23 protein-coding genes are annotated in these 26,479 nt (G+C 47.2%); 20 read left to right on the top strand and 3 right to left on the bottom strand.

The features are described from left to right. Window positions 1-210: 210 nt before the first annotated feature. The 4 genes from glgA to rny all read left to right on the top strand — a co-directional run bounded on the left by glgA (window position 211) and on the right by rny (window position 5,343). Window positions 211-1,653 carry a glycogen synthase GlgA gene (gene glgA / locus ACY2VW_RS10220; RefSeq protein ID WP_195531232.1) on the top strand — a complete coding sequence of 481 codons (1,443 nt, stop codon included), beginning with the start codon at window positions 211-213 and terminating at the stop codon, window positions 1,651-1,653. A gap of 281 nt (window positions 1,654-1,934) precedes the next feature. Then, a complete protein-coding gene (recA, locus tag ACY2VW_RS10215; RefSeq protein ID WP_022463338.1) occupies window positions 1,935-3,002 on the top strand; it encodes a recombinase RecA in 1,068 nt (355 codons plus the stop codon). Further along, entirely contained in the window at window positions 3,003-3,629 is a 627-nt protein-coding gene (locus ACY2VW_RS10210; RefSeq protein WP_461877993.1) for a regulatory protein RecX, read from the top strand. It begins immediately after the preceding gene. Window positions 3,630-3,777: 148 nt separating this feature from the next. After that, window positions 3,778-5,343 carry a ribonuclease Y gene (gene rny / locus ACY2VW_RS10205; protein ID WP_022463336.1) on the top strand — a complete coding sequence of 522 codons (1,566 nt, stop codon included), beginning with the start codon at window positions 3,778-3,780 and terminating at the stop codon, window positions 5,341-5,343. Between the two features lie 124 nt (window positions 5,344-5,467). Here rny and ACY2VW_RS10200 read toward each other — a convergent pair whose 3' ends face one another. Continuing rightward, window positions 5,468-6,298 (bottom strand): AraC family transcriptional regulator, encoded by an 831-nt coding sequence (locus ACY2VW_RS10200; RefSeq protein ID WP_461877992.1) that lies wholly within the window; start codon window positions 6,296-6,298, stop codon window positions 5,468-5,470. A gap of 187 nt (window positions 6,299-6,485) precedes the next feature. On the opposite strand from ACY2VW_RS10200, the gene ACY2VW_RS10195 reads away from it, so the two are divergent. The 3 genes from ACY2VW_RS10195 to xerD all read left to right on the top strand — a co-directional run bounded on the left by ACY2VW_RS10195 (window position 6,486) and on the right by xerD (window position 10,891). Beyond that, window positions 6,486-9,068, top strand: coding sequence for a glycoside hydrolase family 3 protein (locus ACY2VW_RS10195; protein ID WP_461877991.1), 2,583 nt, complete (start codon window positions 6,486-6,488; stop codon window positions 9,066-9,068). Window positions 9,069-9,317: 249 nt separating this feature from the next. Next, window positions 9,318-9,893 (top strand): stage II sporulation protein M, encoded by a 576-nt coding sequence (locus tag ACY2VW_RS10190; RefSeq protein ID WP_461877990.1) that lies wholly within the window; start codon window positions 9,318-9,320, stop codon window positions 9,891-9,893. Window positions 9,894-10,009: 116 nt separating this feature from the next. Beyond that, window positions 10,010-10,891 carry a site-specific tyrosine recombinase XerD gene (xerD, locus tag ACY2VW_RS10185; protein WP_461877989.1) on the top strand — a complete coding sequence of 294 codons (882 nt, stop codon included), beginning with the start codon at window positions 10,010-10,012 and terminating at the stop codon, window positions 10,889-10,891. A gap of 94 nt (window positions 10,892-10,985) precedes the next feature. Here xerD and ACY2VW_RS10180 read toward each other — a convergent pair whose 3' ends face one another. Both ACY2VW_RS10180 and ACY2VW_RS10175 read right to left on the bottom strand, forming a co-directional pair. Then, window positions 10,986-12,020, bottom strand: coding sequence for a 3-deoxy-7-phosphoheptulonate synthase (locus ACY2VW_RS10180; protein ID WP_173827859.1), 1,035 nt, complete (start codon window positions 12,018-12,020; stop codon window positions 10,986-10,988). A 167-nt stretch (window positions 12,021-12,187) separates the two neighbouring features. After that, the gene (locus ACY2VW_RS10175) at window positions 12,188-13,549 is read right to left on the bottom strand and encodes an oligosaccharide flippase family protein (RefSeq protein WP_461877988.1); all 1,362 of its coding nucleotides are present in this window, start codon (window positions 13,547-13,549) and stop codon (window positions 12,188-12,190) included. A gap of 158 nt (window positions 13,550-13,707) precedes the next feature. On the opposite strand from ACY2VW_RS10175, the gene ACY2VW_RS10170 reads away from it, so the two are divergent. The 13 genes from ACY2VW_RS10170 (at window position 13,708) to ACY2VW_RS10110 (ending at window position 26,252) form a co-directional block, all read left to right on the top strand. Beyond that, window positions 13,708-14,163, top strand: coding sequence for an RrF2 family transcriptional regulator (locus tag ACY2VW_RS10170; protein ID WP_022463329.1), 456 nt, complete (start codon window positions 13,708-13,710; stop codon window positions 14,161-14,163). A 6-nt stretch (window positions 14,164-14,169) separates the two neighbouring features. Continuing rightward, window positions 14,170-15,351 (top strand): cysteine desulfurase NifS, encoded by a 1,182-nt coding sequence (gene nifS, locus ACY2VW_RS10165; RefSeq protein ID WP_022463328.1) that lies wholly within the window; start codon window positions 14,170-14,172, stop codon window positions 15,349-15,351. 107 nt (window positions 15,352-15,458) lie between these two features. Then, window positions 15,459-15,896, top strand: coding sequence for a Fe-S cluster assembly scaffold protein NifU (nifU, locus tag ACY2VW_RS10160; RefSeq protein WP_118699896.1), 438 nt, complete (start codon window positions 15,459-15,461; stop codon window positions 15,894-15,896). Between the two features lie 2 nt (window positions 15,897-15,898). Next, a complete protein-coding gene (gene mnmA / locus ACY2VW_RS10155) occupies window positions 15,899-16,993 on the top strand; it encodes a tRNA 2-thiouridine(34) synthase MnmA (protein WP_461877987.1) in 1,095 nt (364 codons plus the stop codon). Beyond that, window positions 16,990-17,790 carry a histidinol-phosphatase HisJ family protein gene (locus ACY2VW_RS10150; RefSeq protein WP_461877986.1) on the top strand — a complete coding sequence of 267 codons (801 nt, stop codon included), beginning with the start codon at window positions 16,990-16,992 and terminating at the stop codon, window positions 17,788-17,790. The genes mnmA and ACY2VW_RS10150 overlap by 4 nt, the downstream gene beginning before the upstream one ends. A gap of 265 nt (window positions 17,791-18,055) precedes the next feature. Continuing rightward, a complete protein-coding gene (gene gap, locus ACY2VW_RS10145; RefSeq protein ID WP_022463324.1) occupies window positions 18,056-19,069 on the top strand; it encodes a type I glyceraldehyde-3-phosphate dehydrogenase in 1,014 nt (337 codons plus the stop codon). Between the two features lie 214 nt (window positions 19,070-19,283). After that, window positions 19,284-20,477: a phosphoglycerate kinase gene (locus tag ACY2VW_RS10140; protein WP_022463323.1), complete on the top strand. Its 1,194-nt coding sequence runs from the start codon at window positions 19,284-19,286 to the stop codon at window positions 20,475-20,477. Between the two features lie 33 nt (window positions 20,478-20,510). Beyond that, on the top strand, window positions 20,511-21,263 hold the full coding sequence (gene tpiA, locus ACY2VW_RS10135) for a triose-phosphate isomerase (RefSeq protein ID WP_022463322.1): 753 nt from the start codon (window positions 20,511-20,513) through the stop codon (window positions 21,261-21,263). Between the two features lie 377 nt (window positions 21,264-21,640). Beyond that, the gene (locus tag ACY2VW_RS10130) at window positions 21,641-21,976 is read left to right on the top strand and encodes a hypothetical protein (RefSeq protein ID WP_461877985.1); all 336 of its coding nucleotides are present in this window, start codon (window positions 21,641-21,643) and stop codon (window positions 21,974-21,976) included. A 596-nt stretch (window positions 21,977-22,572) separates the two neighbouring features. Continuing rightward, window positions 22,573-23,925: an ABC transporter substrate-binding protein gene (locus ACY2VW_RS10125; protein ID WP_461877984.1), complete on the top strand. Its 1,353-nt coding sequence runs from the start codon at window positions 22,573-22,575 to the stop codon at window positions 23,923-23,925. A 55-nt stretch (window positions 23,926-23,980) separates the two neighbouring features. After that, window positions 23,981-24,829 carry a carbohydrate ABC transporter permease gene (locus tag ACY2VW_RS10120; RefSeq protein ID WP_461877983.1) on the top strand — a complete coding sequence of 283 codons (849 nt, stop codon included), beginning with the start codon at window positions 23,981-23,983 and terminating at the stop codon, window positions 24,827-24,829. Window positions 24,830-24,838: 9 nt separating this feature from the next. Then, complete coding sequence (locus tag ACY2VW_RS10115; RefSeq protein WP_461877982.1) at window positions 24,839-25,615, top strand: carbohydrate ABC transporter permease; 777 nt, start codon at window positions 24,839-24,841, stop codon at window positions 25,613-25,615. A gap of 16 nt (window positions 25,616-25,631) precedes the next feature. Continuing rightward, complete coding sequence (locus ACY2VW_RS10110; protein WP_461877981.1) at window positions 25,632-26,252, top strand: hypothetical protein; 621 nt, start codon at window positions 25,632-25,634, stop codon at window positions 26,250-26,252. Window positions 26,253-26,479: the final 227 nt, after the last annotated feature.

The following is a 26,479-nucleotide window of genomic DNA, read 5'->3' as shown; positions in this document are numbered from 1 at the left end:
GAACTGAAAAATCAGTAAAAAGTAACAAAAAAATCCGAACAAACGGAGAAATTACAGAAGTTTAGACTTTTTTTTCTGGACAAAGTACGGTATAATACAGACAGGACGTTGATTATCCTTTCGCGTTTCATAGGATCGTGACAAAAAGGAAGGAATTACAGAAAAACAAAGATGCGATAATCAGCATGAAATTACAGGAGGATTCTTTTCATGAAAAATATTTTGTTCGTGGCTTCAGAGTGTGTACCGTTCATCAAAACAGGCGGTCTGGCGGATGTAGCAGGTTCTCTGCCGAAATACTTCCCGAAAGAGTATTTTGATGTGCGCGTGGTGATTCCAAAATACGCAGGAATCAAAGAGCAGTTTAAAAATCAGATGCAGTATGTGACAAACTTCTACATGGATCTGAACTGGAGACAGCAGTATGTCGGCATTTTCGAGATGGAATATGAAGGCATCAAATTCTACTTTATCGACAATGAGGAGCATTTCGGAGGAAGCACTCCATATGCGGGCATGCCATGGGATCTGGAAAAATTTGCTTACTTCAGCAAAGCAGCGCTTTCCATTTTACCGACCATCGGCTTCCGCCCGGACCTCATCCACTGCCACGACTGGCAGACCGGTCTCGTTCCGGTTTACCTGCACGAGCGTTTCCAGGCAGATGAATTCTATCGGGGAATCAAAACCGTCATGACGATCCACAACCTGAAATTCCAGGGCATCTGGGACCGCAAGACGATTCAGAGCATTACCGGCCTTTCCGACTACTACTTCACACCGGATAAGCTGGAGTTCAAACACGATGCAAGCTACTTGAAGGGCGGTCTGGTTTACGCAGATGCGATCACCACCGTCAGCAATACATACGCGCAGGAGATTCAGACCCCGTTCTATGGCGAAGGACTCGACGGTCTGATGTGTGCAAGAGCAAACGATCTGCGCGGTATTGTAAACGGACTCGACTACAATGAGTGGAACCCGGAGACAGACGCTCAGATTGCAAAGAATTTCAATGCAAAGAACTTCCGTAAAGAGAAAGTGAAAAATAAACTGGCACTGCAGGAGGAGTTAGGACTCGAGGTCAATCCGAAGACGATGATGATCGGTATCGTATCCCGTCTGACCGATCAGAAGGGCTTCGACCTCATCAGCTATATGATGGATGAGATGTGCCAGGATGCCGTACAGTTTGTGATCCTTGGAACCGGCGAGGAGCGCTACGAGAACATGTTCCGCCACTTCGCATGGAAATACGACAAGAAGGTTTCTGCAAACATCTACTATTCCGATGCAATGTCACACAAGATCTATGCATCCTGCGATGCCTTCCTGATGCCGTCCCTGTTTGAGCCATGCGGACTCTCACAGCTCATGAGTCTCCGCTACGGAACCCTTCCGATCGTCCGCGAGACCGGCGGCCTCAAAGACACCGTAGAGCCGTACAATGAGTACGAGGGAACAGGAACTGGATTCAGCTTCACAAACTACAATGCGCATGAGATGATGGGTACCGTGCGGTACGCAGAGCGCATCTATTACGACAAAAAACGCGAGTGGAACAAGATGATCGACCGCGCAATGGCACAGGATTTCTCCTGGGCGAATTCCGCAAAACAGTACGAGGAAATGTACAACTGGCTGATCGGATAAGCTGGTCTGCATTCTGAAAAATAAGAAAAAAATCCCGAAATGGCAGAAGAGGAAAGAAAAGCCGTTTCGGGATTTTTTTGCAGTATTTTTGGGTTGCGGCAGGAGAGTGGAATATGCTACACTTGTGCATAAGGATATATTCGAAGCAGCTCCGGTGCAGAGGATTTGGGGGCTGAAAAAAGACACAGGAAAAAAAGAAAAACAGTTGACAACAAAGCAGATTTGTAATAGTATGAATACAGAAGCGAACGGACGTTCGTATAGTAAGGAGAAAATTCAGTATGGGAAATAATAACGAAGATAAACTGCGCGCACTCGATGCCGCACTTGGACAGATTGAAAAACAGTACGGAAAAGGAGCTGTCATGAAGCTCGGGGATTCCGCAGCCAACATGAACGTGGAAACCATCCCGACCGGTTCATTAAGCCTGGATATCGCACTCGGTCTTGGCGGTGTGCCGAAGGGACGAATCATCGAGGTATATGGACCGGAGTCTTCCGGTAAAACAACCGTAGCGCTCCACATGGTAGCCGAAGTACAGAAACGCGGCGGAATCGCCGGCTTCATCGATGCAGAGCATGCGCTCGATCCGGCCTATGCCAAAAACATCGGTGTTGATATTGAAAACCTCTACATCTCACAGCCGGACAACGGCGAGCAGGCACTTGAGATCACCGAGACGATGGTTCGTTCCGGTGCGGTAGACATCATCATCGTGGACTCTGTTGCAGCCCTCGTTCCAAAAGCCGAGATCGACGGCGACATGGGAGATTCCCACGTCGGACTGCAGGCGCGTCTGATGTCTCAGGCACTTCGGAAACTGACTGCAGCGATCAGCAAATCCAATTGTATTGTTATCTTTATCAACCAGCTGCGTGAAAAAGTCGGTGTCATGTTCGGAAATCCGGAGACCACAACCGGCGGCCGTGCACTGAAATTCTATTCTTCCATCCGTCTCGATGTCAGAAGAATCGAAGCCTTAAAGCAGGGCGGAGAGATGGTCGGAAACCGTACCAGAATCAAAGTCGTGAAAAACAAAGTGGCGCCGCCGTTCCGCGAGGCAGAATTTGATATCATGTTCGGAAAAGGAATCTCCAAAGAAGGAGACGTTCTGGATCTGGCAGCTTCCGTCGGCATCGTACAGAAGAGCGGCGCATGGTTCGCATACGGCGGCGACAAGATCGGCCAGGGACGCGAAAATGCGAAAGCATACCTGCGCGAGCATCCGGAAATCATGGATGAGATCGAGCACAAAGTGCGCGTGGCTTACGGCCTGATCAAGGAAGAAGCGCCGGAAGGCACAGAAGAAACAGCAGCAGTTCCGGAAACCGAAGGAGACGACGAATAAATGTTTGTGACAGAGATTCGTCCTCTGAATAAAAAGAAATCACGGATCCTCTTCGATGACGGAGAGGATCTGGTTCTTTATAACGGGGAAATCCGCGCTTCCCGCATCAGAGAGCAGGAGGAGCTGCCCGACGAGGTTTACGAAAAGCTCGCGGGGGAAGTGCTGACGAAACGGGCGAAGCACCGCGCGATGTATCTGCTGCTCGGACAGATGCGGACGAAAAAAGAGCTGGAAGATAAGTTACGAAAAGACGGCTATCCCGAGAGAGCCATTGAAGAGGCTGTCTCGTACGTGGAGAGCTTTCACTATATCGACGACCGCGCATACGTGGAGCAGTATCTTGCGGGCAGCGGTGCGAAAAAAGGGAAAAAGGCAGTCTTCTATGCACTGGCACAGAAAGGCGTGGACCGGGAACTGGTGGAATCCGTCCTGGAAGAGCAGGAGGATGCCCGCGATGAGTATGAACTTGCAAAAAGTGCCGCCTTTGCAAAGCTCGGTACGCCGCACCGGCTGGATGAAAAAGAGTACCGCCGTGCCGCCGGTTTTCTGATGCGGAAAGGATTCGGCAGTTCCGAAATCCGTCGGGCACTGGAAGAATACCAGGATTCCGCTGACGAAGAATTCTGAATATTCCCGGCGATTCCGCCACGTGCCGCGAAATTATGTGCAATAAAATACATGAATATTTTTAAAACATTGACAAATTTGTGAAAACAGTATAAAATTGTAGTGTTGTAAATGTGCAATGAAAACTAAATAAGGAGGTGCTCCGGTAATGGGTACAGGTATTACAATTCTGCTGGTATTCATTGCTGTAGTAGTCACGCTGCTTATTGCGGTTCCTGTTACCAGGAAAATTGCTGTGGACAATAAAATCAAGCAGGATGCTGAGAAGATTGGCACAGCGGAAGAAAAGGCGAGAAACATCATAGATGAAGCACTGAAAACTGCCGAAACTAAGAAACGGGAAGCCCTGCTGGAGGCGAAGGAGGAGTCTCTTCGTACGAAGAATGAAGTAGAAAAAGAGACCCGAGAGCGCAGAGCGGAACTGCAGAAATATGAGAAGCGCGTTTTATCCAAAGAAGAATCTGTGGACAAAAAAGCGGACGTATTGGAGCGTCGTGAAAACGAAATTGCAGCAAAAGAGGCAAGCGTCAGAAAGAAAGAAAAGGAAGTAGACGGTCTACACGAAAAAGGAGTACAGGAACTGGAAAGAATTTCCGGTTTTACCTCCGAGGAAGCAAAAGAGTATCTGTTAAAATCTGTGGAAGACGAAGTAAAAATCGACACAGCAAAGCTCTACAAAGAGCTGGAGAGCAGAGCAAAAGAGGAAGCAGGCCGTAAGGCAAAAGAGTATGTGGTAACAGCTATTCAGAAATGTGCTGTCGATCACGTATCTGAGAGTACCATCTCCGTGGTACAGCTTCCGAGCGATGAAATGAAAGGCCGCATCATCGGCCGTGAAGGACGAAACATCCGTACACTCGAAACCATGACAGGCGTTGACCTGATCATCGATGATACACCGGAAGCAGTCGTTCTTTCCTCATTCGATCCGATCCGCCGTGAGGTGGCAAGAATTGCTCTGGAAAAACTGATCGTAGACGGAAGAATCCATCCGGCCCGCATCGAAGAGATGGTAGAAAAGGCCCGCAAAGAAGTAGAACAGAATATCCGCGAGGAAGGCGAGGCAGCCGCACTGGAAGTCGGTGTACACGGACTTCATCCGGAGCTGATCCGTCTCCTTGGAAGAATGAAATTCCGTTCCAGCTACGGACAGAATGCATTAAAGCATTCGATCGAGGTAGCACAGCTTTCCGGTCTCCTCGCAGGAGAGGTAGGATGCGATGTCCGCATGGCAAAACGTGCCGGACTGCTTCATGATATCGGCAAATCCATCGACCATGAGGTAGAAGGATCTCACATCCAGATCGGTGCAGATCTCTGCAAAAAGTACAAAGAATCTCAGATTGTGATCAACACAGTAGAATCACATCACGGGGATGTAGAGCCCCAGTCTCTGATTGCATGTATCGTTCAGGCGGCGGATGCAATTTCCGCAGCAAGACCGGGTGCAAGAAGAGAAACACTCGAAACATATACCAACAGATTAAAACAGTTGGAAGACATCACGAATTCGTTCAAGGGTGTCGAAAAATCTTTTGCTATTCAGGCTGGTAGAGAAGTCCGCATCATGGTTGTTCCTGAGCAGGTATCCGATTCTGAAATGGTACTGCTCGCAAGGGATATCTCGAAACAGATCGAAGCTGAACTGGAATACCCGGGACAGATCAAGGTCAATGTTATCCGCGAGAGCCGTGTAACGGATTACGCGAAATAAAAGACTTTCTACGAAACAATTTAATAACGAAATCAAAAAGAGGCTGTGGACATGAGAAATCGTGTTCCACAGCCTTTTCAGTATGTATCAGTTTTGAAAAAGATCCGCTAATAAAGGAGGATCTCTATACGTGGCGTATGCGGTTCGAGCGCATTTTCTGCGGCGTGGAGCCGTATAGCTTTTTGAAAGTCCGCATGAAGATTTTGTAATTGGACAGTCCGTTTTTCTCCATCAGCACCGTGATCGTTTCGTCCGAATTTTGTAAATCTTCGTACAGATGCATGGTACGCACATCGTTCAGATATTCGAGAAAAGTCTGCCCGGTATACTTTTTAAAGAGACGGCAGAAATACTCCTTCGAGAGCGCCAGGGAATCCGCGGCTGTTTCGAGGCTTAACGGTTCCGGGTAATGCACTTTCACCCAGTTCATAACGTGTGTCACGCGCTGCAGATCGCGCTGTGAACCCGTGAGGGATGCCGAAGGGATCTGGTGGGAATACGACCGGCAGAGATGGTACAGAAATTCGTACAGTCGTGAGGTAAAGAGAAGCTGGTATGAATCGGAAGGATTCTGCCGGATCTCGTTCATCTCCGAGAGCAGTGCGCGGAGCGGAGCCGACTGTTCCGAGCAGGGAATGATCGTGTCGAAACGCATCGTATCAAAGTCCGGCAGATACTGGCGCATCTGGCTTGCGGAAATCTGCAGCAGAAGATATGTACAGGTGTTGGAGCGCGTCATATGGAGGTCGCCGGAGTTGATGATAATCAGATCGCCCTCGTTTAACTGATACTCCGTTGCCTGGACAATCGCAGAAAACTGTCCCCTGATCAGATAGAGAATTTCCACATATTCGTGCCAGTGCGCCGGAAAAACAAAAGCGGGCGCATCCTGCAGCTCAAAACGGACGTGCAGCAGATCGGTTTCGTGTATTGTTTCGTAAAAGCAGGATTCCATAAGTACCTCCAAGATGTGATAGAAATATACGTCAATTATAATCAAAAAAGATAAGAATATTGTACCAGAAATTGGGCGAAATATCAATATCAACCAGAGAAAGGACAAGAAAGGAACTAGAAATTACACGAAAAAGGGAAGATAATGGAGACATTAGCACGAAACAGAGTTTGGGAGGAACAAAGACATGAAAGCAAAGGTAAGAACCTTTAACGGAACTACATCTCCGGAAGTAACCCAGCGTGAAACAGATCACCGCAAACTTGCCCGCGAGGCAGCAGCAGAGGGATTCGTTCTTCTGGAAAACAAAGATCATTTCCTGCCGCTGGCAAAGGGCAGCAAGGTAGGTCTTTACGGAGCAGGTGCGATCCGCACCATCAAAGGAGGCACCGGGTCCGGCGATGTCAATGAGCGTGACAGCGTCAATATTTTCCAGGGCATGAAAAATGCAGGCTACGACGTAACAAGCAGTGAATGGCTGGAGGATTACGATAAACTCTACGTACAGGCAAGACTGGACTGGAAAAATGAGATTTTCACAAAATTGAACGGAGACGACACAAAATTCTTTGATGCTTACTCTGCAACCCCGTTCTTTATGCCATCCGGAAACCCGATCGATGAAGAGAAAGCAGCAGCCGACGGTGCAGACACCGCATTCTTCGTTCTGGCACGTATCGCAGGAGAGAACAAAGACCGTTTTGATACGGAGGGTGACTACTTCATCTCCAAAGAAGAGAAAGCTATTCTGGCACAGGTTTCCAGATGCTATAAAAACGTTGTTCTTGTTATCAACACCGGCGGCCTGATGGATCTGGCATTCGTAGAAGAATTTGACAATATCCGCTCTATTTTACAGTACGTACAGGCAGGCCAGGAAGGCGGAAATGCATTTGCTGATGTTGTAAGCGGCGATGTAACCCCATCCGGAAAAATGGCAGATACCTGGGCAAAAGATTACTATGATTATCCGGGTGCAGAGGTTTACAGCTACAAGAGCGGCGACCTCATGAAAGAAAAATACGAAGAGGGTATCTTCGTTGGATACCGTTACTTCGATACCTTTGAAGTACCAGTCCGTTACTCCTTCGGTTATGGTATGTCCTACACCGATTTCGAGATCAGAACCGATGACATCAAAGTAAGCGGCCGCGGCATGATGAATCCGAAAGTAAGCGTGACTGTTACCGTCACCAACACCGGCGATACTTATGCAGGAAAAGAAGTTGTACAGATCTACGCTTCCTGCCCGCAGGGCAGACTGGTGAAAGAGTTCCGCCGTCTGGCAGGCTTTGGAAAAACAAAACTGCTGGCTCCGAAGGAATCCCAGACGATGACCATCACCTTCCCGCTGTATCAGCTGACTTCCTATGAGGAGGAAAGCGCATCCTGGATTCTGGAGCCGGGCATGTACGGTATCTGGGTTGGAAACGATCTGAATACTTCCGTTCTCTCCGGCGCTCTGGAACTGGATGAGAAGGCAGTTATGACAGCATGCGAGAATATCTGCCCGCTGAAAGAGGAATTAAACGAGATTTCCCCTGATGCAGAAAAAGTACAGGCAAGAGAAGCTGCATGGCAGAACGAAGTAAGAGAAAAGAGAATGAGCGTGATCGAGCTCAAAGCATCTGAGATCCCGACCGAGAAAGTAGATTACCAGCCGGTACCGGAAGAGCTTCCCGGAAAAGCGGGAAAGATTGTGGAATCACTTTCTGTGGATCAGCTGGCACTCCTTGCAACCGGTGATCCGGGAAGAGCACAGGGCAATGCGCTTGGCTCCGCAGGAATTTCTGTTCCGGGTGCGGCAGCAGAAACATCCCCATGCGCTTCGGAGGAGCCGTGGAATGTAACCACAATTGCTCTGGTCGACGGACCTGCAGGCCTTCGTTTGAAGAGAGAATACCAGGTAGACAACGGCGAGATCGTAGCGAGCGATTTCCTGGCTGCCCTGGAGGGCGGTTTCTTCAGTGAGTCGCAGGAAAAACGCGGAACAACCTATTATCAGTTCTGTACCGCAATCCCGGTCGGAACACTTCTGGCACAGAGCTGGGATGTAGAACTGATCAAGAGAGTCGGCGAGATGATCGGCCATGAGATGGAGCTGTTCAACGTAACACTGTGGCTGGCACCTGGCATGAACATCCACAGAAATCCGCTCTGCGGAAGAAACTTCGAGTATTATTCCGAGGATCCGCTGCTGGCCGGCATGATGGCAGGCGCAATGACACTTGGTGTACAGAAAGTACCGGGCTGCGGAACCACGATCAAACACTTCGCATGCAACAACCAGGAGGACAACCGTATGGGTTCCGATTCCATCCTGTCCGAGCGTGCGCTGCGTGAGATCTATCTGAAAGGCTTCGAGATCGCAGTCAAAGATGCACAGCCGATGTCCATCATGACATCCTACAACCTGATCAACGGCGTACACGCTGCAAACTGCTACGATACCTGCACCAAAGCAGCAAGAGACGAGTGGGGATTCGCAGGTGCGATCATGACCGACTGGACCACCACAAATGTACAGATTCAGGGCGAGTGCACCGCAGCAGGCTGCATGAGAGCCGGAAACGACATGGTAATGCCAGGTCTGCCGGAGGATCATGAGAATATTAAGAAAGAGCTTGCCGACGGAACACTGACCATGGCAGAGCTGAAACGCTGCATCTACAACACAGTAAACATTATCCTGCAGTCCAACATGTACGAGGGTGCTGTGAGCTACCTTGACCAGTTTGATGATCTGGATACCTACCTTACTGTAAAATAAAAAATAAGCAAAAAAGCATGATGTGATACAAACATCTTATGGGGAAATACAAATATCAGGGTTTGAAATTGACAGAATTTCCGGTGCGTGAGACATTGGGGGGATCCTGAAAAACAAAAAGAAGTGCCATTCGCGGATGGGGGTCCGCGGATCCGGCACTTCTTTTTACGTGGAGGCCTTCACACATATCATCCGGGGGCCTCGCATACACTGACAGTAAGGCAGAAAAAGAGGGGGCGGAAGAAACGAATGGGAGAACGAGACGAGAACGCATATATCCGCTTTTTTGCCCTCTGGTTTGCGGCCGGCATGGCCATTGGTGTCCTGCTTCTGCTTGCGGCATCCCGCACGGGAATGAAAGAGGGGAATACCGTCCGCCTTTTCCAGGCGGAAGCGTTTCTTGGAAGAAAGACATCCGCAAAGGCCTGCTTTTCCTATCTTCTGAAGGTACGGCTGGCGCCGGCAGCGGCGGGGCTTCTCTTTGGCCTTACCGCGCTCGGTGCATATTTTTCTGCGGCTGCCGTATTGGCGTACGGCTTTCTGTGCGGCGTTTTTCTTTCGGCCGCCTATCTGCAGAACGGCATCGCAGGCCTTCTGTTCTTTTTCCTCGCCCTCTTTCCGCAGATCTTTCTCTACCTTGCCGCACTGTTTCTGATGGCGGCCGCATGCAGCCAGATGACAGAGACGAATCACCTGGCCGGAGGCATGCAGAAAAAAGAGTATTTCCGCTTCGGTGTCCGTTACTTTTTTGCACTGATTCTGCTCCTATGGGGCATTCTGCTCGAAAGCTACGTCAACCCGTGGTTCCTTTCAAAAATCCTGTAAGACGGACAGGAAAAGGGAATTGCATTTTCAAAGAAACGTGTATATAATAGAAAAGCGCTGTTACCGGTTGCGGGGCAGCGAAAAGGGAGAGAAAAAGAAACAAAAGGAAAAAAGCTATGCAGGAAACGATACAGTCGTTTATGGACTATCTACAGACAGAAAAGAAAGCATCGAAAAATACAGAAGATTCCTACCAGCGCGATCTTCGAAAGCTGGCAGCTTTTTTGAAAGAACACGGAATCGAAAAACCGGAGCAGATCAATGCGACGGTTTTAAATTCCTATTTATTATATCTGGAGCGGGAGCAGTTCTCCCCGGCGACGATCTCACGCAGCATTGCGGCGATCCACATGTTCTGCCAGTATGCATGCCGGGAGGGAAAAATATCATCGGATCCGTCGAAGGTACTGCAGCCGCCCAAAGTGGAACGGAAAATGCCGGAGATCTTATCCATCGCAGAGGTGGATCTGCTGCTCCGCCAGCCAAAGACCGACACACCAAAAGGCATCCGCGATAAGGCAATGCTGGAAATGCTTTATGCGACCGGCATCCGCGTCAGCGAGCTGATCCATTTAAAAATCCAGAATGTGAACCTGATGATGGGCTACATTACCTGCCGCGATGAGCAGGAGCGGATTGTGCCGTTCGGCGGACCAGCAAAAAAAGCACTGGAGCAGTACCTGGGCGGTGCGCGCGCAGCTCTGATGCACGGACGGGAGGACGATGTGCTGTTCGTCAACTGTTCCGGCGGGCCGATGAGCCGCCAGGGCTTCTGGAAAATCCTGAAATGCTATGCAAAATCTGCAGGCATCACCGCGGATATTACACCGCATACGCTGCGCCATTCGTTCGCAACGCATCTGCTGCAGAACGGTGCGGACTTAAAGAGCGTCCAGGAAATGATGGGACATGCCGATATCTCGACAACGCAGATATATCTCCATCTTGGGGTCAATAAGATCCGCGATGTGTATCAGAAAGCGCATCCGAGAAGATAAACAAATCAGACAAAAAGAAACCTCCGCCGCAGAACGGTAAAAAATCTGCGGCGGAGGTTTCTTTTATATGCGTTTTTATGACAGAGGAGAAGTTTCAGCACTCCTCAGCGATATCATAAATCAGGCGCTCGGTCTGATCCCAGCCAAGGCACGGGTCGGTGATGGATTTTCCATAAACATGGGTTCCGCATCCGATTTTCTGGTTGCCTGGCTCCAGATAGCTCTCAATCATGACACCTTTTACGAGACCTTCGATGTCTTTATTGCATCGTCTGGTATGCAGAACGTCTTTGACGATACGGATCTGCTGCTCGTATTTCTTTCCGGAGTTGGAATGGTTGGCGTCGATGATGGTAGCCGGGTTTACGAGGTGTGTCTCGTTGTATTTCTCCAGCAGAAGCTGAATGTCTTCGTAATGATAGTTCGGCACGGAATTTCCGTGTTTGTTGGTCGCACCGCGGAGAATGGTGTGTGCCAGCGGGTTTCCGCTTGTCTTTACTTCCCAGGTACGGTAAATAAAGGAGTGGGAGCCCTGTGCGGCGATGACGGAGTTGATCATAACGGAAAGGTCACCGCTGGTCGGGTTTTTCATGCCGGCCGGAATGTCGATACCGGAAACGGTCAGGCGGTGCTCCTGGTTTTCTACGGAACGCGCGCCGACAGCAACGTAGGAGAGGATATCGGACAGATAGCTCCAGTTGGACGGATACAGCATTTCATCTGCAGAAGTCAGATCGGTCTCCTCGACAACGCGCATGTGCATTTTACGCATGGCGATCAGTCCGTGCAGCAGGTCCGGTTTTCCTTCCGGGTCCGGCTGATGAACGATACCTTTGTAGCCTTCACCTGTGGTACGCGGTTTGTTGGTATAGACACGCGGGATGATGATCAGTTTGTCGGATACTTTGTCGGCAACCTTTGCCAGACGGTGGTTGTACTCCAGAACAGCGTCTTCGTTGTCTGCGGAGCAAGGTCCTACGATAACAAGAAATTTATCGGAATCCCCGGTAAAGACTTTTGCGATTTCAGCGTCACGCTGTTTTTTGATTTCGGTTGCGCGGGCGCTTAAGGGATATTGTTCCCGGATCTCTGTTGGGGTGGGAAGTTTTCTTACAAATTCAAGGCTCATTTTCGTTCTCCTTTATCTTAGATGCACTTCTTTTCTAGCTGCGGACAGAGGAGTGTTCTTGTGTGCCCCGTCGCAAACTATCTATAAATTATAATACATAACGCGAAGATTGTCGATGTTTTTTCGGCGAAAATTCTGTTTCTCTTAAAAAAGATAGAAAAAAGGTATCAATGAACAGCAAATCCGTTTGCAGATTCCCGATGCAGGAACAAAAGTGCCATTGTCATAATGGTAAGTTCACTTGCAAGAATACCATAGAGATAGCCACGGATGCCGAAAACCGGGACGAGGAAAAGAATTGCAAGAATACGAATTACATCTCCGGCAAGGTTCTGGAAAAAAACGAGAGAAGTTTTTCCAAGGCCGTTTAAAATGCTTCCAAGTGTCGTTTCCAGATAGAGAAAAGGACTTAAAAATGAAAGGATACGCAGAAAAACGCCGACTTCTTCGTTTTGAAAAAGGAAACGTCCAAGCCACGGACCGAAAAAGAAAAAGGCAAAAACAGCGGAAGTGCCAAGCAGCACACAGAAAGAAATCGTATAACGGATCGTGTCTGATATCTGCTCCGGCGTACCGTCGGCCTGCTGTTTTGCTACGCCGGGCAGAAGCATGACGGACACCGCGTGGGTAATGGCAGATGGAAAAAAGATCATCGGAAGTGCCATACCGGTGAGAATGCCATACTGCGAGAGCGCTGCTTTCCGGGAAAGACCGGAGGTGACCAGACAGCCGGGGAGCAGAGCACTTTCAATACTGTGGAGGACATTCAGAAGAATACGGTTCAGCGTAAGCGGAAGATTCAAAATGGCAAGTTCTCGGAAGGCATCGTACCAGAGTGTCTTTTCTTTGAAAAAAACAGAAATCGGGCGGTGTTTCTGATGGGACCTGCTGTGAGAGACGGACAGGCAGACCATCAGAAAGAGACACGAAAAGAGTTCGCCGGCGGCAGTACCGAATGCAGCGACAGCGGCAGAGGGGAGGCTTGTGGAAAGACAGAAAAGCCAGGCAAGGTAGGAAGCACCCATGCGCACGAACTGTTCCAAGAGCTGACAAAAAGAAGGCAGTGCCGTCTGATTCTGGCCAAGATACCATGCCGAGAGACAGTTGTGGATCCCGGAGGGGAGAATGCCGAGTGATAAAATCCGGAGGAGCAGAATCGTCCGCGGCTCAAAAAGAAGCCGTGTTCCGATAAAATCCGCGCTGAAAAAGAGAAAGACGGAGGCGGAGAAGGAAAGTATCACTACAATGCCGCATCCGGCCGCCAGACAGATCTTTGCCCGTCTGGAATCCTTTTTGGCAAGGTACGATGCCACAAAGCGCGAGAGCACCGTCTGCATGCCGCCTGCGCCAAGGGAGAGCATCAGTGCGTAGAGTGGTGTGGCGAGCTGGTAGATACCAAAGGCCTCCGCACCGATCCGGCGCGACAGGAATATTCTATAGAGAAATCCAAGAATTCTGCAGATGATCCCGGACGCGGTCAGGATCAGTGTGCCAAGAAGAAGCGTGTTCTTTCTTGTGATTTTCAGCATGGGATAGACTCCTTTCACGGCATTGCGCAGATAGTCTAAAATATGCGAAAAAACTCCTTGACAGAACCCCGTGATCGGTGCTATTCTGAGTGAGAAATAAATCCGATTAAAACTGTCGGAATTAGAAAACGACAGCACAGGAAAAAGGAGAACCAGGAATGAAATTATCGACCAAAGGAAGATATGGTCTGCGTGCCATGATCGATCTGGCGAGTCACGAAGAAGAGGGTGCAGTGTCCATTGCCAGCATTTCAGAACGCCAGAATATCTCAGAGAGCTATCTGGAGCAGCTGGTGCGTCCGCTTCGAAAAGCCGGATTCATTGAGAGTGTGCGGGGAGCAGGCGGTGGTTATGTACTTGCAAAACCGGCAGATTCCATTTCGGTAGGAGATGTTCTCCGTGTGCTGGAGGGCGGACTCGAGGCAGTCACGTGCTCGGTCAATGAAGGCCTGGGCGGCTGCGATGCGGCCGATTTCTGCGTCACGCGTTTTGTGTGGCAGAGGATCAATGAGGGAATTACGAACGCTGTGGATTCCATCAGCCTCGGAGAGCTGGTTCAGCAGAGCCGGCAATTAGAGAAAAACAGAAACAGCGATAGAAATGACAAGGAGTGAACAACAATGATTTATCTGGACAATGCGGCAACAACAAAAACAGCCCCGGAAGTTGTCGAGGCTATGCTTCCTTATTTCAGCGAATACTACGGAAATCCATCCAGTATTTATGCGATTGCAGGAAAAAGCAAAGAAGCCATCACCAAAGGAAGAGAGCAGATCGCAAACGTGCTCGGCGCAAAACCGGAGGAAATTTATTTTACAGCCGGCGGCAGCGAGTCCGATAACTGGGCGTTAAAAGCTACCTTTGAAGCATATAAAAATAAAGGAAACCACATCATCACCACAAAAATCGAGCATCATGCGATTCTTCACACCTGTGAGTATCTGGAAAAAGAGCGCGGTGCGAAAATTACCTACATCGGCGTCGATGAGAACGGCGTTGTCAATCTGGATGAACTTGAAGCAGCCATCACACCGGAGACCATTCTGATTTCCGTTATGGCGGCAAACAACGAAATCGGAACGATCCAGCCGATCAAAGAGATCGGAAGAATCGCAAAAGAACACAATATTTTATTCCACACAGATGCCGTACAGGCATTCGGTCAGATCCCGATCAATGTGGATGAATGCAATATCGATATGCTCAGCTCCAGCGGTCATAAGATCAACGGACCAAAAGGAATCGGATTCCTCTACATCCGAAAGGGTGTGAAAATCCGTTCTTTCGTACACGGCGGTGCGCAGGAAAGAAAACGCCGTGCCGGAACAGAAAATGTACCGGGCATCGTAGGATACGGAGTTGCGGCAGAGCGCGCGGCAAGAACCATGGCAGAGCGTACTGCAAAAGAAATCGAAGTACGTGATTATCTGATCAACCGTATTTTGACCGAGATTCCGAACTGTCGTCTGAACGGAGATCCGGTGAAACGTCTGCCGAATAACTGCAATATCAGTTTTGAGTTCATCGAGGGAGAATCTCTTCTGATTATGCTGGATATGAAAGGCATCTGTGCATCCAGTGGTTCCGCATGTACTTCCGGATCTCTTGATCCGTCCCATGTACTGCTGGCTATCGGACTGCCGCACGAAAAAGCGCACGGATCCTTACGTCTTACCTTAAGTGAAGAGATCACAAAAGAGGACGTTGATTTCGTTGTAGAGCAGATCAAAGCAATTGTAGACCGTCTGCGCAGCATGTCCCCGCTGTATGAGGATTACATCAAAAAACAGCAGGGTAAATAAGCTTTAGAAAATAAGACAGTCCATCCACAAAGCCGGTACAGAAAAATTCAGGTAAAAGCTGTGCCGGAGGAGGACTGCTTTGAAATAGTTCAGGAGGAAGAATAACAATGTACAGTGAAAAAGTAATGGATCATTTCCAGCATCCGAGAAATGTAGGAGAAATTGAGAACGCAAGCGGTGTAGGCACCGTTGGAAATGCAAAATGCGGCGATATCATGAGAATGTATCTCGACATCGACGACAACGGCATCATTCAGGACTGCAAATTTAAAACCTTCGGCTGCGGCGCTGCTGTTGCAACCAGCAGTATGGCAACCGAGCTGGTAAAAGGAAAAACCATTCAGGAAGCTCTGGAAGTAACCAACAAAGCCGTTATGGAAGCACTCGACGGACTTCCGCCGGTCAAAGTTCACTGTTCTCTGCTTGCAGAAGAAGCAATCCACGCTGCACTCTGGGATTACGCAGAGAAACACGGCATCAAGATCGAAGGTCTTGCAAAACCGAAGTCTGATATCAGCGAGGGCGAGGAAGAGGAAGAATACTAAGTATGGGAAAAAAGAAAGTAGTCGTTGGAATGTCCGGCGGCGTAGATTCCTCGGTGGCAGCGTATCTGCTGAAAAAAGCGGGATACGATGTCATCGGGGTGACCATGCAGATCTGGCAGGATGAGGCCGAGACAGTCCAGGAGGAAAACGGGGGCTGTTGCGGCCTTTCTGCTGTTGATGATGCAAGGCGCGTGGCACAGGTGCTGGACATTCCCTATTATGTCATGAACTTTAAAAAAGAGTTCCGTGAGAACGTCATGGACTATTTCACGAACGAATATCTCTGCGGCAGAACACCGAACCCGTGTATCGCCTGCAACCGCTACGTGAAATGGGAAGCACTGCTGCAGCGGAGTCTTTCGATCGGAGCGGACTACATTGCAACCGGTCATTACGCAAGAATTGAACAGCTTGCCAATGGACGGTATGCGATTGCAAATTCCGTAACGGCGGCGAAAGACCAGACGTATGCGCTGTACAACCTGACCCAGGAGCAGCTTTCGCATACGCTGATGCCGGTCGGAGATTACACGAAAGACCAGATCCGTGAGATCGCGGCCGAAATCGGTCTTCCGGTGGCAAAAAAGAAGGATTCCCAGGAAATCTGTTTCGTGCCGGATCAGGACTACGCTTCCTTTATCCAGAACGAGACGGGAATCGTGGCACCGAAAGGCGATTTCGTGAATACAAAGGGTGAAATCCTCGGCACCCATGAGGGCATTACCCATTACACCGTAGGACAGCGCCGCGGACTCGGCCTTCCGATGGGACACCGCGTGTTCGTGCTGGAAATCCGTCCGGAGACGAACGAGGTTGTGGTCGGCGAAAATGAAGAGGTTTTCGCAAAAGTAGTAAAAGCAAACAAAGTAAACTATATGGCAATTCCGCCGCTGGAACTTGGAGAAGAGCTCTCCTGCACCGCAAAAATCCGGTACGGCCACAAAGGCTCCCCGTGCGTGATCAAACGGACTGGGGAAGATGAAATTACCTGTACCTTCCCGGACGGCGTGCGTGCTCCGACACCGGGACAGGCTGTTGTCTTCTACGTGGACGGCTGCGTCGGCGGAGGCGGAACGATTACGGAGGCCGAAAGATGAAAATAGCGGACTGTCATATGCACAGTTTCTTTTCGAGTGACAGCGAAGCACCAACAGAAGAAATGGTAAAACGGGCAGTCGAGCTGGGACTTCCGGCAATCTGCCTGACGGATCATTACGATATGGATTACAGTACCGGCGAGTTTCAGCTTGATACGCCGGCATATGCGGCAAAAATCCAGGAACTGCAGAAAAAATACCGCGACAGAATCGACATCCGATTTGGCGTGGAACTGGGACTGCAGCTCCACTTAAAAGAACGGATGGAAGAGTACGTGAATGCGTGGCCGTTCGACTATGTGATCGGTTCCATGCATGTCATTGACGGAAAAGATCCCTATTATGAGGATGCTTTCCCAGGCTGGACAGCAGAAGAGCTGTATCGGGCGTATTTTCAGGCTACAGCAGAAAATATCCGCTCCTTCCATAATTTCCAGACACTCGGTCATCTGGACTATGTGGTGCGCTACGGCAGAGAAAAGGGAAAAGATTACAGTTACCGCGCATTTGCGGACGAGATCGATGCTATTTTAAAAGAGCTGATTCAGTACGATATCGCGCTGGAAATCAACACCGGCGGCTACAAGGCAGGCCTTGGCGTGCCGAACCCGACGCTGGATGTCATCAAAAGATACCGGGAACTGGGCGGTGAAAAGATCACCTTCGGTGCCGATGCCCACAAACCGGAGCATATTGCGTTTCATTTCGCGGACGCGGCAGCTATCGCACAGGAAGCCGGATTCCGGTACTACGTGCGGTTTAAAGAGAAAAAGCCGGAATATCTGCCGATCCAATAGAAAACGTGCAGGAAAAGCCGGAAAAAAGCCCCAGAAAGGCTGGATTCCGGCTTTTTCTGCAATAGACGGATCTTTCAAATTTTTGCAGAAATACTGATTGGCATCCGGCTTCTTCACAAATTTTAGAAATAATTTCGTATTTTCTTCAAAATAGAACTTGAATTTTCCGACGAAATTAGGTATTATACAAATAAGGTTGATGTTTCTTTAACAAAGTACAGAGACTCAAAATTAAAATTCACTTTTTTAGGAGGAATTGAAAATCATGGCAGTAAAAGTAGCAATCAATGGTTTTGGCCGTATCGGACGTCTTGCATTCAGACAGATGTTTGGAGCAGAAGGTTATGAAGTAGTAGCAATCAACGATTTAACATCCCCGAAGATGTTAGCTCATCTGTTAAAATATGACTCTTCTCAGGGAAAATATGCTCTGGCTGATACCGTAACATCTGATGAAGATTCCATCACAGTAGATGGCAAAAACATCAAAATCTATGCTTTCCCGGATGCTAACAACTGCCCGTGGGGAGAGCTTGGCGTAGACGTAGTTCTGGAGTGCTCCGGATTCTACACCTCCAAAGCAAAAGCTCAGGCACACATCAATGCAGGCGCTCGTAAAGTAGTTATCTCCGCTCCGGCTGGTAACGACCTTCCGACCATCGTTTACAATGTAAACCATGAGACCCTGACAGCAGACGATAACATCATCTCCGCTGCATCCTGCACCACAAACTGCCTTGCACCTATGGCAAAAGCTCTGAACGAACTGGCTCCGATCAAATCCGGTATCATGGTTACTATCCATGCTTACACTGGAGATCAGATGACTCTGGACGGACCGCAGAGAAAAGGCGATCTGAGAAGATCCCGTGCAGCTGCAGTTAACATCGTTCCAAACAGCACCGGTGCTGCAAAAGCAATCGGCCTTGTTATTCCGGAACTGAACGGCAAACTGATCGGTTCTGCACAGCGTGTTCCAACCCCAACCGGTTCTACCACAATCCTTACAGCAGTTGTAGAAGGAACTGTAACTGTTGACGAGATCAACGCAAAAATGAAAGCATCTGCAACCGAGTCCTTCGGATACAACACAGATGAAATCGTATCCAGCGACATCGTTGGTATGAGATATGGTTCTCTGTTCGATGCAACTCAGACCATGGTTCTTCCGCTGGACAACGGAACAACAGAGGTACAGGTTGTTTCTTGGTATGATAACGAGAACTCCTACACAAGCCAGATGGTTCGTACCATCAAATACTTCAGCGAGTTAGCATAATTTAACAAACTGAACGGCAAAATTTCAGAGCCCAAAGGGTCCGGTCTGTTAAGGACCGGGCCCTTTTTGCGAATGCGGCGGAAAAACACGGCACAAAAACAGCCCTTTTCCGTGTGCAAAAATTATAAACTGCATTTTTAAATAAGGACCGCGATGCCGCAAAAACAAAGAAACGGCGCGGCAGATGCAGTTGGATATATGGAGGGAAACGCCCATGTTAAACAAAAAAACCGTAGATGATATCAATGTAAAAGGAAAAAGAGTCCTTGTAAGATGCGACTTCAACGTTCCGCTGATCGATGGAAAAATCACAGATGAGAACCGTCTGGTAGCTGCTCTTCCGACAATCAAAAAACTGATCGCTGACGGCGGCAAAGTAATTCTCTGCTCTCATCTTGGAAAACCGAAAGGAGAACCAAAACCAGAGCTTTCTCTTGCACCGGTTGCAGTTCGCCTTTCCGAGCTTCTCGGACAGGAAGTTAAATTTGCAGCAGATCCTGAGGTTGTAGGACCGAACGCAAAAGCAGCTGTTGAGGCTATGAAAGACGGAGATGTAATCCTTCTGGAGAACACCCGTTATCGTGCAGAAGAGACCAAAAACGGTGAGGAGTTCAGCAAAGAACTGGCTTCCCTGTGTGACGTATTCGTAAACGATGCATTCGGAACCGCACACCGTGCTCATTGCTCCAATGTTGGTGTTACCAAATATGTTGACACTGCTGTTGTTGGTTACCTGATGGAGAAAGAGATCGCATTTCTTGGAAATGCTGTCAACAATCCGGAGCGTCCGTTTGTTGCCATCCTTGGCGGATCCAAAGTATCCAGCAAGATTTCTGTTATCGACAACCTGATCGATAAAGTTGATGTCCTGATCATCGGCGGTGGTATGGCTTATACCTTCGCAAAAGCAGCAGGCGGCACCGTTGGTGATTCTCTGCTTGAGATGGATTATCTGGATTATGCAAACAAAATGAAAGAAAAAGCAGCAGCAAAAGGCGTGAAACTGCTTCTTCCGGTAGACAACGTTGTTGCAGATGCATTTTCAAACGACGCAAATACACAGGTTGTTCCGGCCGGACAGATTCCGGATGGCTGGGAAGGTCTGGATATCGGACCGGAAACTGCAAAACTGTTCGCTGACGCTGTTAAAACTGCTAAAACCGTTGTATGGAACGGACCGATGGGATGCTTCGAGATGCCGAATTTTGCAGCAGGAACCAAAGCAGTTGCAGCAGCACTGGCTGAAACAGATGCAGTTACGATCATCGGCGGCGGAGATTCCGCAGCAGCTGTAAACCAGCTTGGATATGGCGATAAGATGACTCATATCTCCACTGGTGGCGGCGCTTCCCTGGAGTTCCTGGAAGGAAAAGAACTGCCGGGCGTTGCAGCAGCAAACGATAAATAAGATTTAATTCAAAATTAAGGAGATCAAACGATCATGGCAAGAAAGAAAATTATCGCCGGAAACTGGAAAATGAACATGACTCCGAGCGAGGCAGTAGAGTTAGTTAATACATTAAAACCACTGGTAGCAAATGACGACGTTGACGTTGTTTTCTGCGTACCGGCTATCGACATCATCCCGGTTGTAGAGGCTGCAAAAGGCTCCAACATCCAGATCGGTGCTGAGAATATGTATTTCGAGGAGAAAGGTGCTTTCACAGGCGAAATCTCCCCGGCTATGCTGACAGACGCTGGCGTGAAATACGTTGTTCTTGGCCACTCTGAGAGAAGAGAATACTTCGCAGAGACCAGCGAGACCGTAAACAAAAAAATGCTGAAAGCTTTCGAGCACGGCATCACCCCAATCATGTGCTGCGGAGAAACTCTGGAGCAGAGAGAGCAGGGTGTAACGATGGACTTCATCCGTCAGCAGGTAAAGGTTGGATTCCTGAATGTAACAGCAGATCAGGCCAAAACAGCCGTTATCGCTTACGAGCCAATCTGGGCAATCGGAACCGGCAAAACTGCTACAACCGAGCAGGCTGAGGAAGTTTGCAAAGGCATCCGCGAGTGCATCGCTGAAATCTATGATGATGCAACAGCAGCAGCTATCCGTATCCAGTACGGCGGCTCTGTAAACGCAAAAACCGCACCGGAACTGTTCGCACAGGAGAACATCGACGGCGGTCTGGTAGGCGGAGCATCCCTGAAACCAGATTTCGGAGCTATTGTAAACTACAATAAATAATTGATTTTTGTGCAAAATCAATAAATAAAACAGGCTAAAACGCCACCAAACACGATGAAATTTGGCAAAAATGCCGAAGGAAAAGTGTTTGGTGGCGTTTTGATGTTTTTTGAGTATCACTTTTTGGAAAATGATTTTTCATTTTCGGTGATATAGAGGGCCGCCCTATACGGATCATATTCAAAATTCTTGACGTTCCCTTTGTGTTGATGCTGACCCTGCTTGTGGTCGTGCTCTCGTTCCTGCTGAGGCTTTCTGCCGGCTTGCTCTCCATCCTAGCGCCTGTGCTGGGGTTGATGAATGTCCTATACTGTTTGTGGAGAAAGACATTTCCACGGAGATTGCGGGGCTTCATCAATGGCTGAGTTCTGCTCACGGTGGTCAGAACTCGAGCGGTTTTGCGTCTGGCGGATCAGGCGTTCAATGATGTGCAGCATACAGGCGTTGAAAACGAAGAAAAATACGGTCTGCTCGCTCGGTCTGCAACTGATACGGATAGCTATGGTGACACGGCGTTCAATGAACATTCGTTAGAACTGTGGTCTGCTCATCTTGGGAAAGATGAGGGCTATATATGGGTCTATTACTCGTCCGAAACATTCAATCACGACGGAAGCATCGCTCACGGAAGTTGGAATATTCCCTCTTTTTGGAAAGTAGAAAGAAATGACAGCGGAGAATGGGTAGTCGTTCAAATCCGTGAACATCCATAAGCGAGCCGGAGGTCAAATAAAAATGAGCAAACTATATAGCTTGTTAAACTGCGGCTCTGTACTAAGCCTGTTTCAGCAAGTCATCCCCATCACCTTGCTGATAGAAGTTATTTACGCCGTTTACAGATGTGTTCGCATAAAAGCACGGGAACACCGTTAGATGGGGGACAGAGATTATGCGCTGAATTTTCGTGTGCTATCTGACGGAGCTTATAAAGCTAATCCTCGTATCTGTTAACCTGTGGATGTTTATTTGGGCAAATTAGCGAAATAATTGTGGCTGGTGATGGGGCAGATGCTGAGGGATTTGAGCAGTCTTTTGAAAAAATGTTAGGGATAATACAGGAGAAAGAAGGCAAAGAGTTTAGAAGATAAAATTATAAGAGAGTGAAATAAAGTGGTTCAATAATATTAGGAGATATGCCCGGATGCTATTTTTCAAAAAGAAAAAGTGTTCGGGCATTTTTGGTATGTGCAAAATCAACAGAAATAATTCTGGAAATATGGTAAAAATAAGCATGTTGTCAATGAAAGGGAGGGTATATAATAAAATATAGAAATATAATCGGTGAGAAAAATTGAAAGGAAAAGTGCCTATGAAAAAACTCGGAAAATATGGGAAAAAGATATCCTGCGTGGTAATTGGAATGCTCTGTGTAGCAACGCTTGGCGCCTGTGGAAGCACACAAAGTGGGGCCCAAGATGAAAAAAATGCGAGAAATGATGTCTCTGTCTATGAAGAGGGAGCGGATTTGGAAGGAACGCTTACCTATGGGACATTATTTATCGAGCCACAGACCCAGCATATGATTGATTTATTTATGAAGGAGCATCCAGGCGTAAAAATTGAAACAAGGGTTGTTTTTGACAATGATGTTACGGATGAACAGTATAATGAAGGATTAAATACCTTGCTTACGGAACTTGCATCGGATCAACGGGCGGACATTTATGATGCAACGTATTTACCATCGGAAATCAAGACGAAAGACAGCGGTTATTTTGAGGATTTAAATCAGTATATTGATGCAGATCCGAATTTTAACAGAGATGATTATTACGATAATATCCTGAGAGCGGCAGAAGTCGATGGAAAACTGTATCAAATTCCGGAAGGTTTTTACTATGTTATGCTTCGGTTGAATAGAAACATAACGGATGAATTGAATTATGAAGTCTCGGACGAAATGGATATCAACGATTTATATGAGTTATATGAGCAGGCCAAGCCAATTGCAGATGATGATTTTACGATTGATGTACAAAACAATATTTACGTGTTTCTGCCGATGACGGAGGACAGAGCCTATTTGAAGAAGGAAGAAGTAAATTTTGATTCAGAAAATTATGTGGATTTTCTGAGAGAAATGCAGGAACTGTATCAATATCAACCATCCTATGCGACCCATGCATTTACGGATATTAAAAGCTTTTCAGGTAAGAGTGTCCTGTTAAATACATTTACAAATTTACTCGAAGGTTCTCCGGGCGGAATGTTTGAAGAAACAGATACTGCAACAAAACCGATTCTGCTGAAATCAACGGATGGGAAGATTCCTTTCTGGAGGATTGGCGAGGACTTTTCCATGAGTTCAGGCTGCAAAGATAAAGCGCTTGCATGGGAATTTATCAAATTCTGTATTGGTCAGAAACAATTTGAGTTCGAAGATGCAAATAGTGATTCTTATTACAGAAATTTCTTTACCTATGGCAGTATGCTGAACAAGGAAAATACACGGCAGCTTGTTGTATATCAATTGGAAAATGATGACGACACAGCAGAAAAATGGGAAGCATACAATGAAAAGGTTTCTGCAAAAGCTTTTCGGGATTTACAGTTAGATAGCATTCTGACTGACATCCGAAACGAATGTATGGAGCAGAAAATCACCCCAGAGGAATGTGCGAAACTTTTTCAGCAAAGAGCAGAGCTTTATGTTAAAGAGTAGAAATTGTTTGATAAGATAAGACGAGGTTCTTAATCCACGGAATCAGGTATGTGAAATGAAAAAAAGAAATTTTATTTATATGTGTTTTATCCTTCCAAGTTTTATCGGAATCATGGCTTTTTACATTGTGCCATTTCTTCTTTCGCTGTATTTTGCCTTAATTGACAATATGATGAACAAGGAATGGGTTGGCCTGAGAAACTTTAGAATGTTATTCGAAAATGAGTTATTCCTTTCAGCGCTTCGCAATACCGGAATTTTTTGCGGGATTGCAATACCGCTTGGAATGGCAATCGCGTTGCTGTTGGTACTGGTTTTGGAGAAGCAGAAGAGAGGGAGAATTCTGCTTATCCTGCTCCTGATCCCCTTAATTGTACCTTCCGGAACTGTGATTGCTTTCTGGAAATATTTGTTTGAGAGAAATGGCTTTCTGGATGGAATTTTAAAGCTTTTCGGAAAAAGTATGTTTGATGTTGAGAATTCCAAATGGGCTGTTTTGATTATTATTCTGATGTATCTGTGGAAAAATATCAGTTTTTCAATCGTTCTTTTCTGGTCCGGGATAAACTGGATTCCGCAGATCTACCATGAGCAGTGTCAGCTGGACGGAGCTACAGGCTGGCAGGAATTTCAATATATTACATGGGTTTTGTTAAAACCAACGACGTTAGTTGTGTTGTTAATGTCGATTGTGAATTCCTTTAAGGTTTTTAAGGAGATCTACATGCTGTATGGGGCCTATCCATCACCGTATGTCTATATGCTGCAGCACTATATGAATAATCAGTTTTTGTCACTTAATATGCAGAAGCTGTCTGCGGCAGCATGGTGTATGTTTATCATACTGGGAATCTTTCTGGGGATCATCTATCGGGCCCAGAGGAGGAACCTGGATTATTTGTAAAGAGCATTTGTGGGTGATTTCATGAAAAAGAGAGATTCGAATTTTTTTGAAAAACTGATCTGTATGGGTGCTGTCGTTTTGGCGGTTATTCCGCTGATGTTTGTGGCCGGAAAATCAGTACAAGTTCCAGAAGAGTATCTTACGCTGCTCCTTAAGAGACCTTTGTATTTACGGATGATGTGGAATTCTCTGATTATTACCATCCCGGTTTTGATTGGACAGCTTTTTCTTGCACCGCTTGCTGCATACGGATTTTGGCAGTGCAGGTGGAAATACAAGGAAATTTTGTTTTATCTTTATATGATTGTCATGCTTATGCCGCTGCAGCTGACTCTGGTGCCGAACTATTTGGTTGCAAACTGGCTGGGTATTCAAAATTCTCCATTGGCGATTATTCTCCCGGCAGTGTTCCAGCCGCTGGGTGTATTCCTGATTCGTCAGCAGATACAGGATTTTCCACAGGAAACATTAGAAGCAGCCAGACTGGACGGGGCCAGCGAATATAGAATTTATCGTTCGATTGTAAAGCCCAATTTGAATTCAGCCATTGCTGCAGCATTGATTCTGATTTTTATTGACAATTGGAATATTGTAGATCAGGCCGTCATCTTTTTGCGGGAGCCGTACCAGCAGCCGTTATCCGTGTATCTCTGCCAGATTTTAGAGGAACAGCCGGATATCTTTTATGCAGCGTCCGTTTTTTACGCGGTACCAGTTTTGCTGATATTCTTAATGGGACAGGACTATTTGATACAGGGAATCAGTATGTCCGGTGTGAAAGCGTAGAGGGGAAGAGAGTACGATGAAATTCAAAAAAATAAGTATAGGGTTAATTGCTTTGTGGTTTTTATTTTTGACCGGCGCAACGTTTTTATCTGTCAAAGAAGAGAACAAAAGCCTTCCTTTGGTTTGGACAGAAGAAGCGCAGGAAGGAAGCATCGAGTATGAATTTCCTGTTGATTTAGAGGTGAGCGCAGAAGATCAGGCAATTGGCTATATCAGTGTGTATGATAATGTTCCAGAATCTTTGCTGCAGGAGGGCAGAGATCTTCTGGTTGGAAAAGTATGTTCCGTCATTCGAAAGGATGATTTGTATGAGCTTACTGTAGATCTATATGAAAAGCATTCGATTGGTGAAACAGTTGAGGGAAAAATCGAAATCACTTCTGATGATACTTTTCCAAAAGTGATCACGCGGCAGGCAATTCATGAAGGAGATTTTGGAAAAACATGTGTCTATTACATCAAGCGTCAGAAGGGAGCCTGGGGATATGAAAATATCCTGGAAGAAAAAGCTGTGACATGTTTTCCAAATAGGAATTCGGATTTTGTGGTACTTTTATCGGAAGTAGATGAGCCAATGGTCGTAAGCACATCAGAACTGACAAATGGTGAAAGAGTGAAATTAGCAGAAAAAGATTAAGAAAAAGAGTACAGCCTCACTACTGGGACTTTCAGGGGTGAGGCTGTTTCATTAGGTTCTATGCATATGTTGATTCATATATGCTTTGAATAGAAAAATTGGGCACATTGTTGTTTGATAAAGGAGCTTCCTGTATAATAAAAAATGTGGATGTTGAAAATTGAAAATACCTCAGAGTACAATAAGACTACTGACTGGCAGGTTAGTAAAAATCTTATTGAACAGAG

Source organism: Fusicatenibacter sp. (assembly GCF_977045365.1).
Note: the sequence above shows the minus strand (reverse complement) of the source record. Positions and strands in the feature narration are given on the sequence as shown.

Excerpts from the sequence above, each read along its gene's own strand:
- glgA (WP_195531232.1), top strand. The coding sequence starts at position 211 with ATGAAAAATATTTTGTTCGTGGCTTCAGAGTGTGTACCGTTCATCAAA.
- recA (WP_022463338.1), top strand. The coding sequence starts at position 1,935 with ATGGGAAATAATAACGAAGATAAACTGCGCGCACTCGATGCCGCACTT.
- ACY2VW_RS10210 (WP_461877993.1), top strand. The coding sequence starts at position 3,003 with ATGTTTGTGACAGAGATTCGTCCTCTGAATAAAAAGAAATCACGGATC.
- rny (WP_022463336.1), top strand. The coding sequence starts at position 3,778 with ATGGGTACAGGTATTACAATTCTGCTGGTATTCATTGCTGTAGTAGTC.
- ACY2VW_RS10200 (WP_461877992.1), bottom strand. The coding sequence starts at position 6,298 with ATGGAATCCTGCTTTTACGAAACAATACACGAAACCGATCTGCTGCAC.
- ACY2VW_RS10195 (WP_461877991.1), top strand. The coding sequence starts at position 6,486 with ATGAAAGCAAAGGTAAGAACCTTTAACGGAACTACATCTCCGGAAGTA.
- ACY2VW_RS10190 (WP_461877990.1), top strand. The coding sequence starts at position 9,318 with ATGGGAGAACGAGACGAGAACGCATATATCCGCTTTTTTGCCCTCTGG.
- xerD (WP_461877989.1), top strand. The coding sequence starts at position 10,010 with ATGCAGGAAACGATACAGTCGTTTATGGACTATCTACAGACAGAAAAG.
- ACY2VW_RS10180 (WP_173827859.1), bottom strand. The coding sequence starts at position 12,020 with ATGAGCCTTGAATTTGTAAGAAAACTTCCCACCCCAACAGAGATCCGG.
- ACY2VW_RS10175 (WP_461877988.1), bottom strand. The coding sequence starts at position 13,549 with ATGCTGAAAATCACAAGAAAGAACACGCTTCTTCTTGGCACACTGATC.
- ACY2VW_RS10170 (WP_022463329.1), top strand. The coding sequence starts at position 13,708 with ATGAAATTATCGACCAAAGGAAGATATGGTCTGCGTGCCATGATCGAT.
- nifS (WP_022463328.1), top strand. The coding sequence starts at position 14,170 with ATGATTTATCTGGACAATGCGGCAACAACAAAAACAGCCCCGGAAGTT.
- nifU (WP_118699896.1), top strand. The coding sequence starts at position 15,459 with ATGTACAGTGAAAAAGTAATGGATCATTTCCAGCATCCGAGAAATGTA.
- mnmA (WP_461877987.1), top strand. The coding sequence starts at position 15,899 with ATGGGAAAAAAGAAAGTAGTCGTTGGAATGTCCGGCGGCGTAGATTCC.
- ACY2VW_RS10150 (WP_461877986.1), top strand. The coding sequence starts at position 16,990 with ATGAAAATAGCGGACTGTCATATGCACAGTTTCTTTTCGAGTGACAGC.
- gap (WP_022463324.1), top strand. The coding sequence starts at position 18,056 with ATGGCAGTAAAAGTAGCAATCAATGGTTTTGGCCGTATCGGACGTCTT.
- ACY2VW_RS10140 (WP_022463323.1), top strand. The coding sequence starts at position 19,284 with ATGTTAAACAAAAAAACCGTAGATGATATCAATGTAAAAGGAAAAAGA.
- tpiA (WP_022463322.1), top strand. The coding sequence starts at position 20,511 with ATGGCAAGAAAGAAAATTATCGCCGGAAACTGGAAAATGAACATGACT.
- ACY2VW_RS10125 (WP_461877984.1), top strand. The coding sequence starts at position 22,573 with ATGAAAAAACTCGGAAAATATGGGAAAAAGATATCCTGCGTGGTAATT.
- ACY2VW_RS10120 (WP_461877983.1), top strand. The coding sequence starts at position 23,981 with ATGAAAAAAAGAAATTTTATTTATATGTGTTTTATCCTTCCAAGTTTT.
- ACY2VW_RS10110 (WP_461877981.1), top strand. The coding sequence starts at position 25,632 with ATGAAATTCAAAAAAATAAGTATAGGGTTAATTGCTTTGTGGTTTTTA.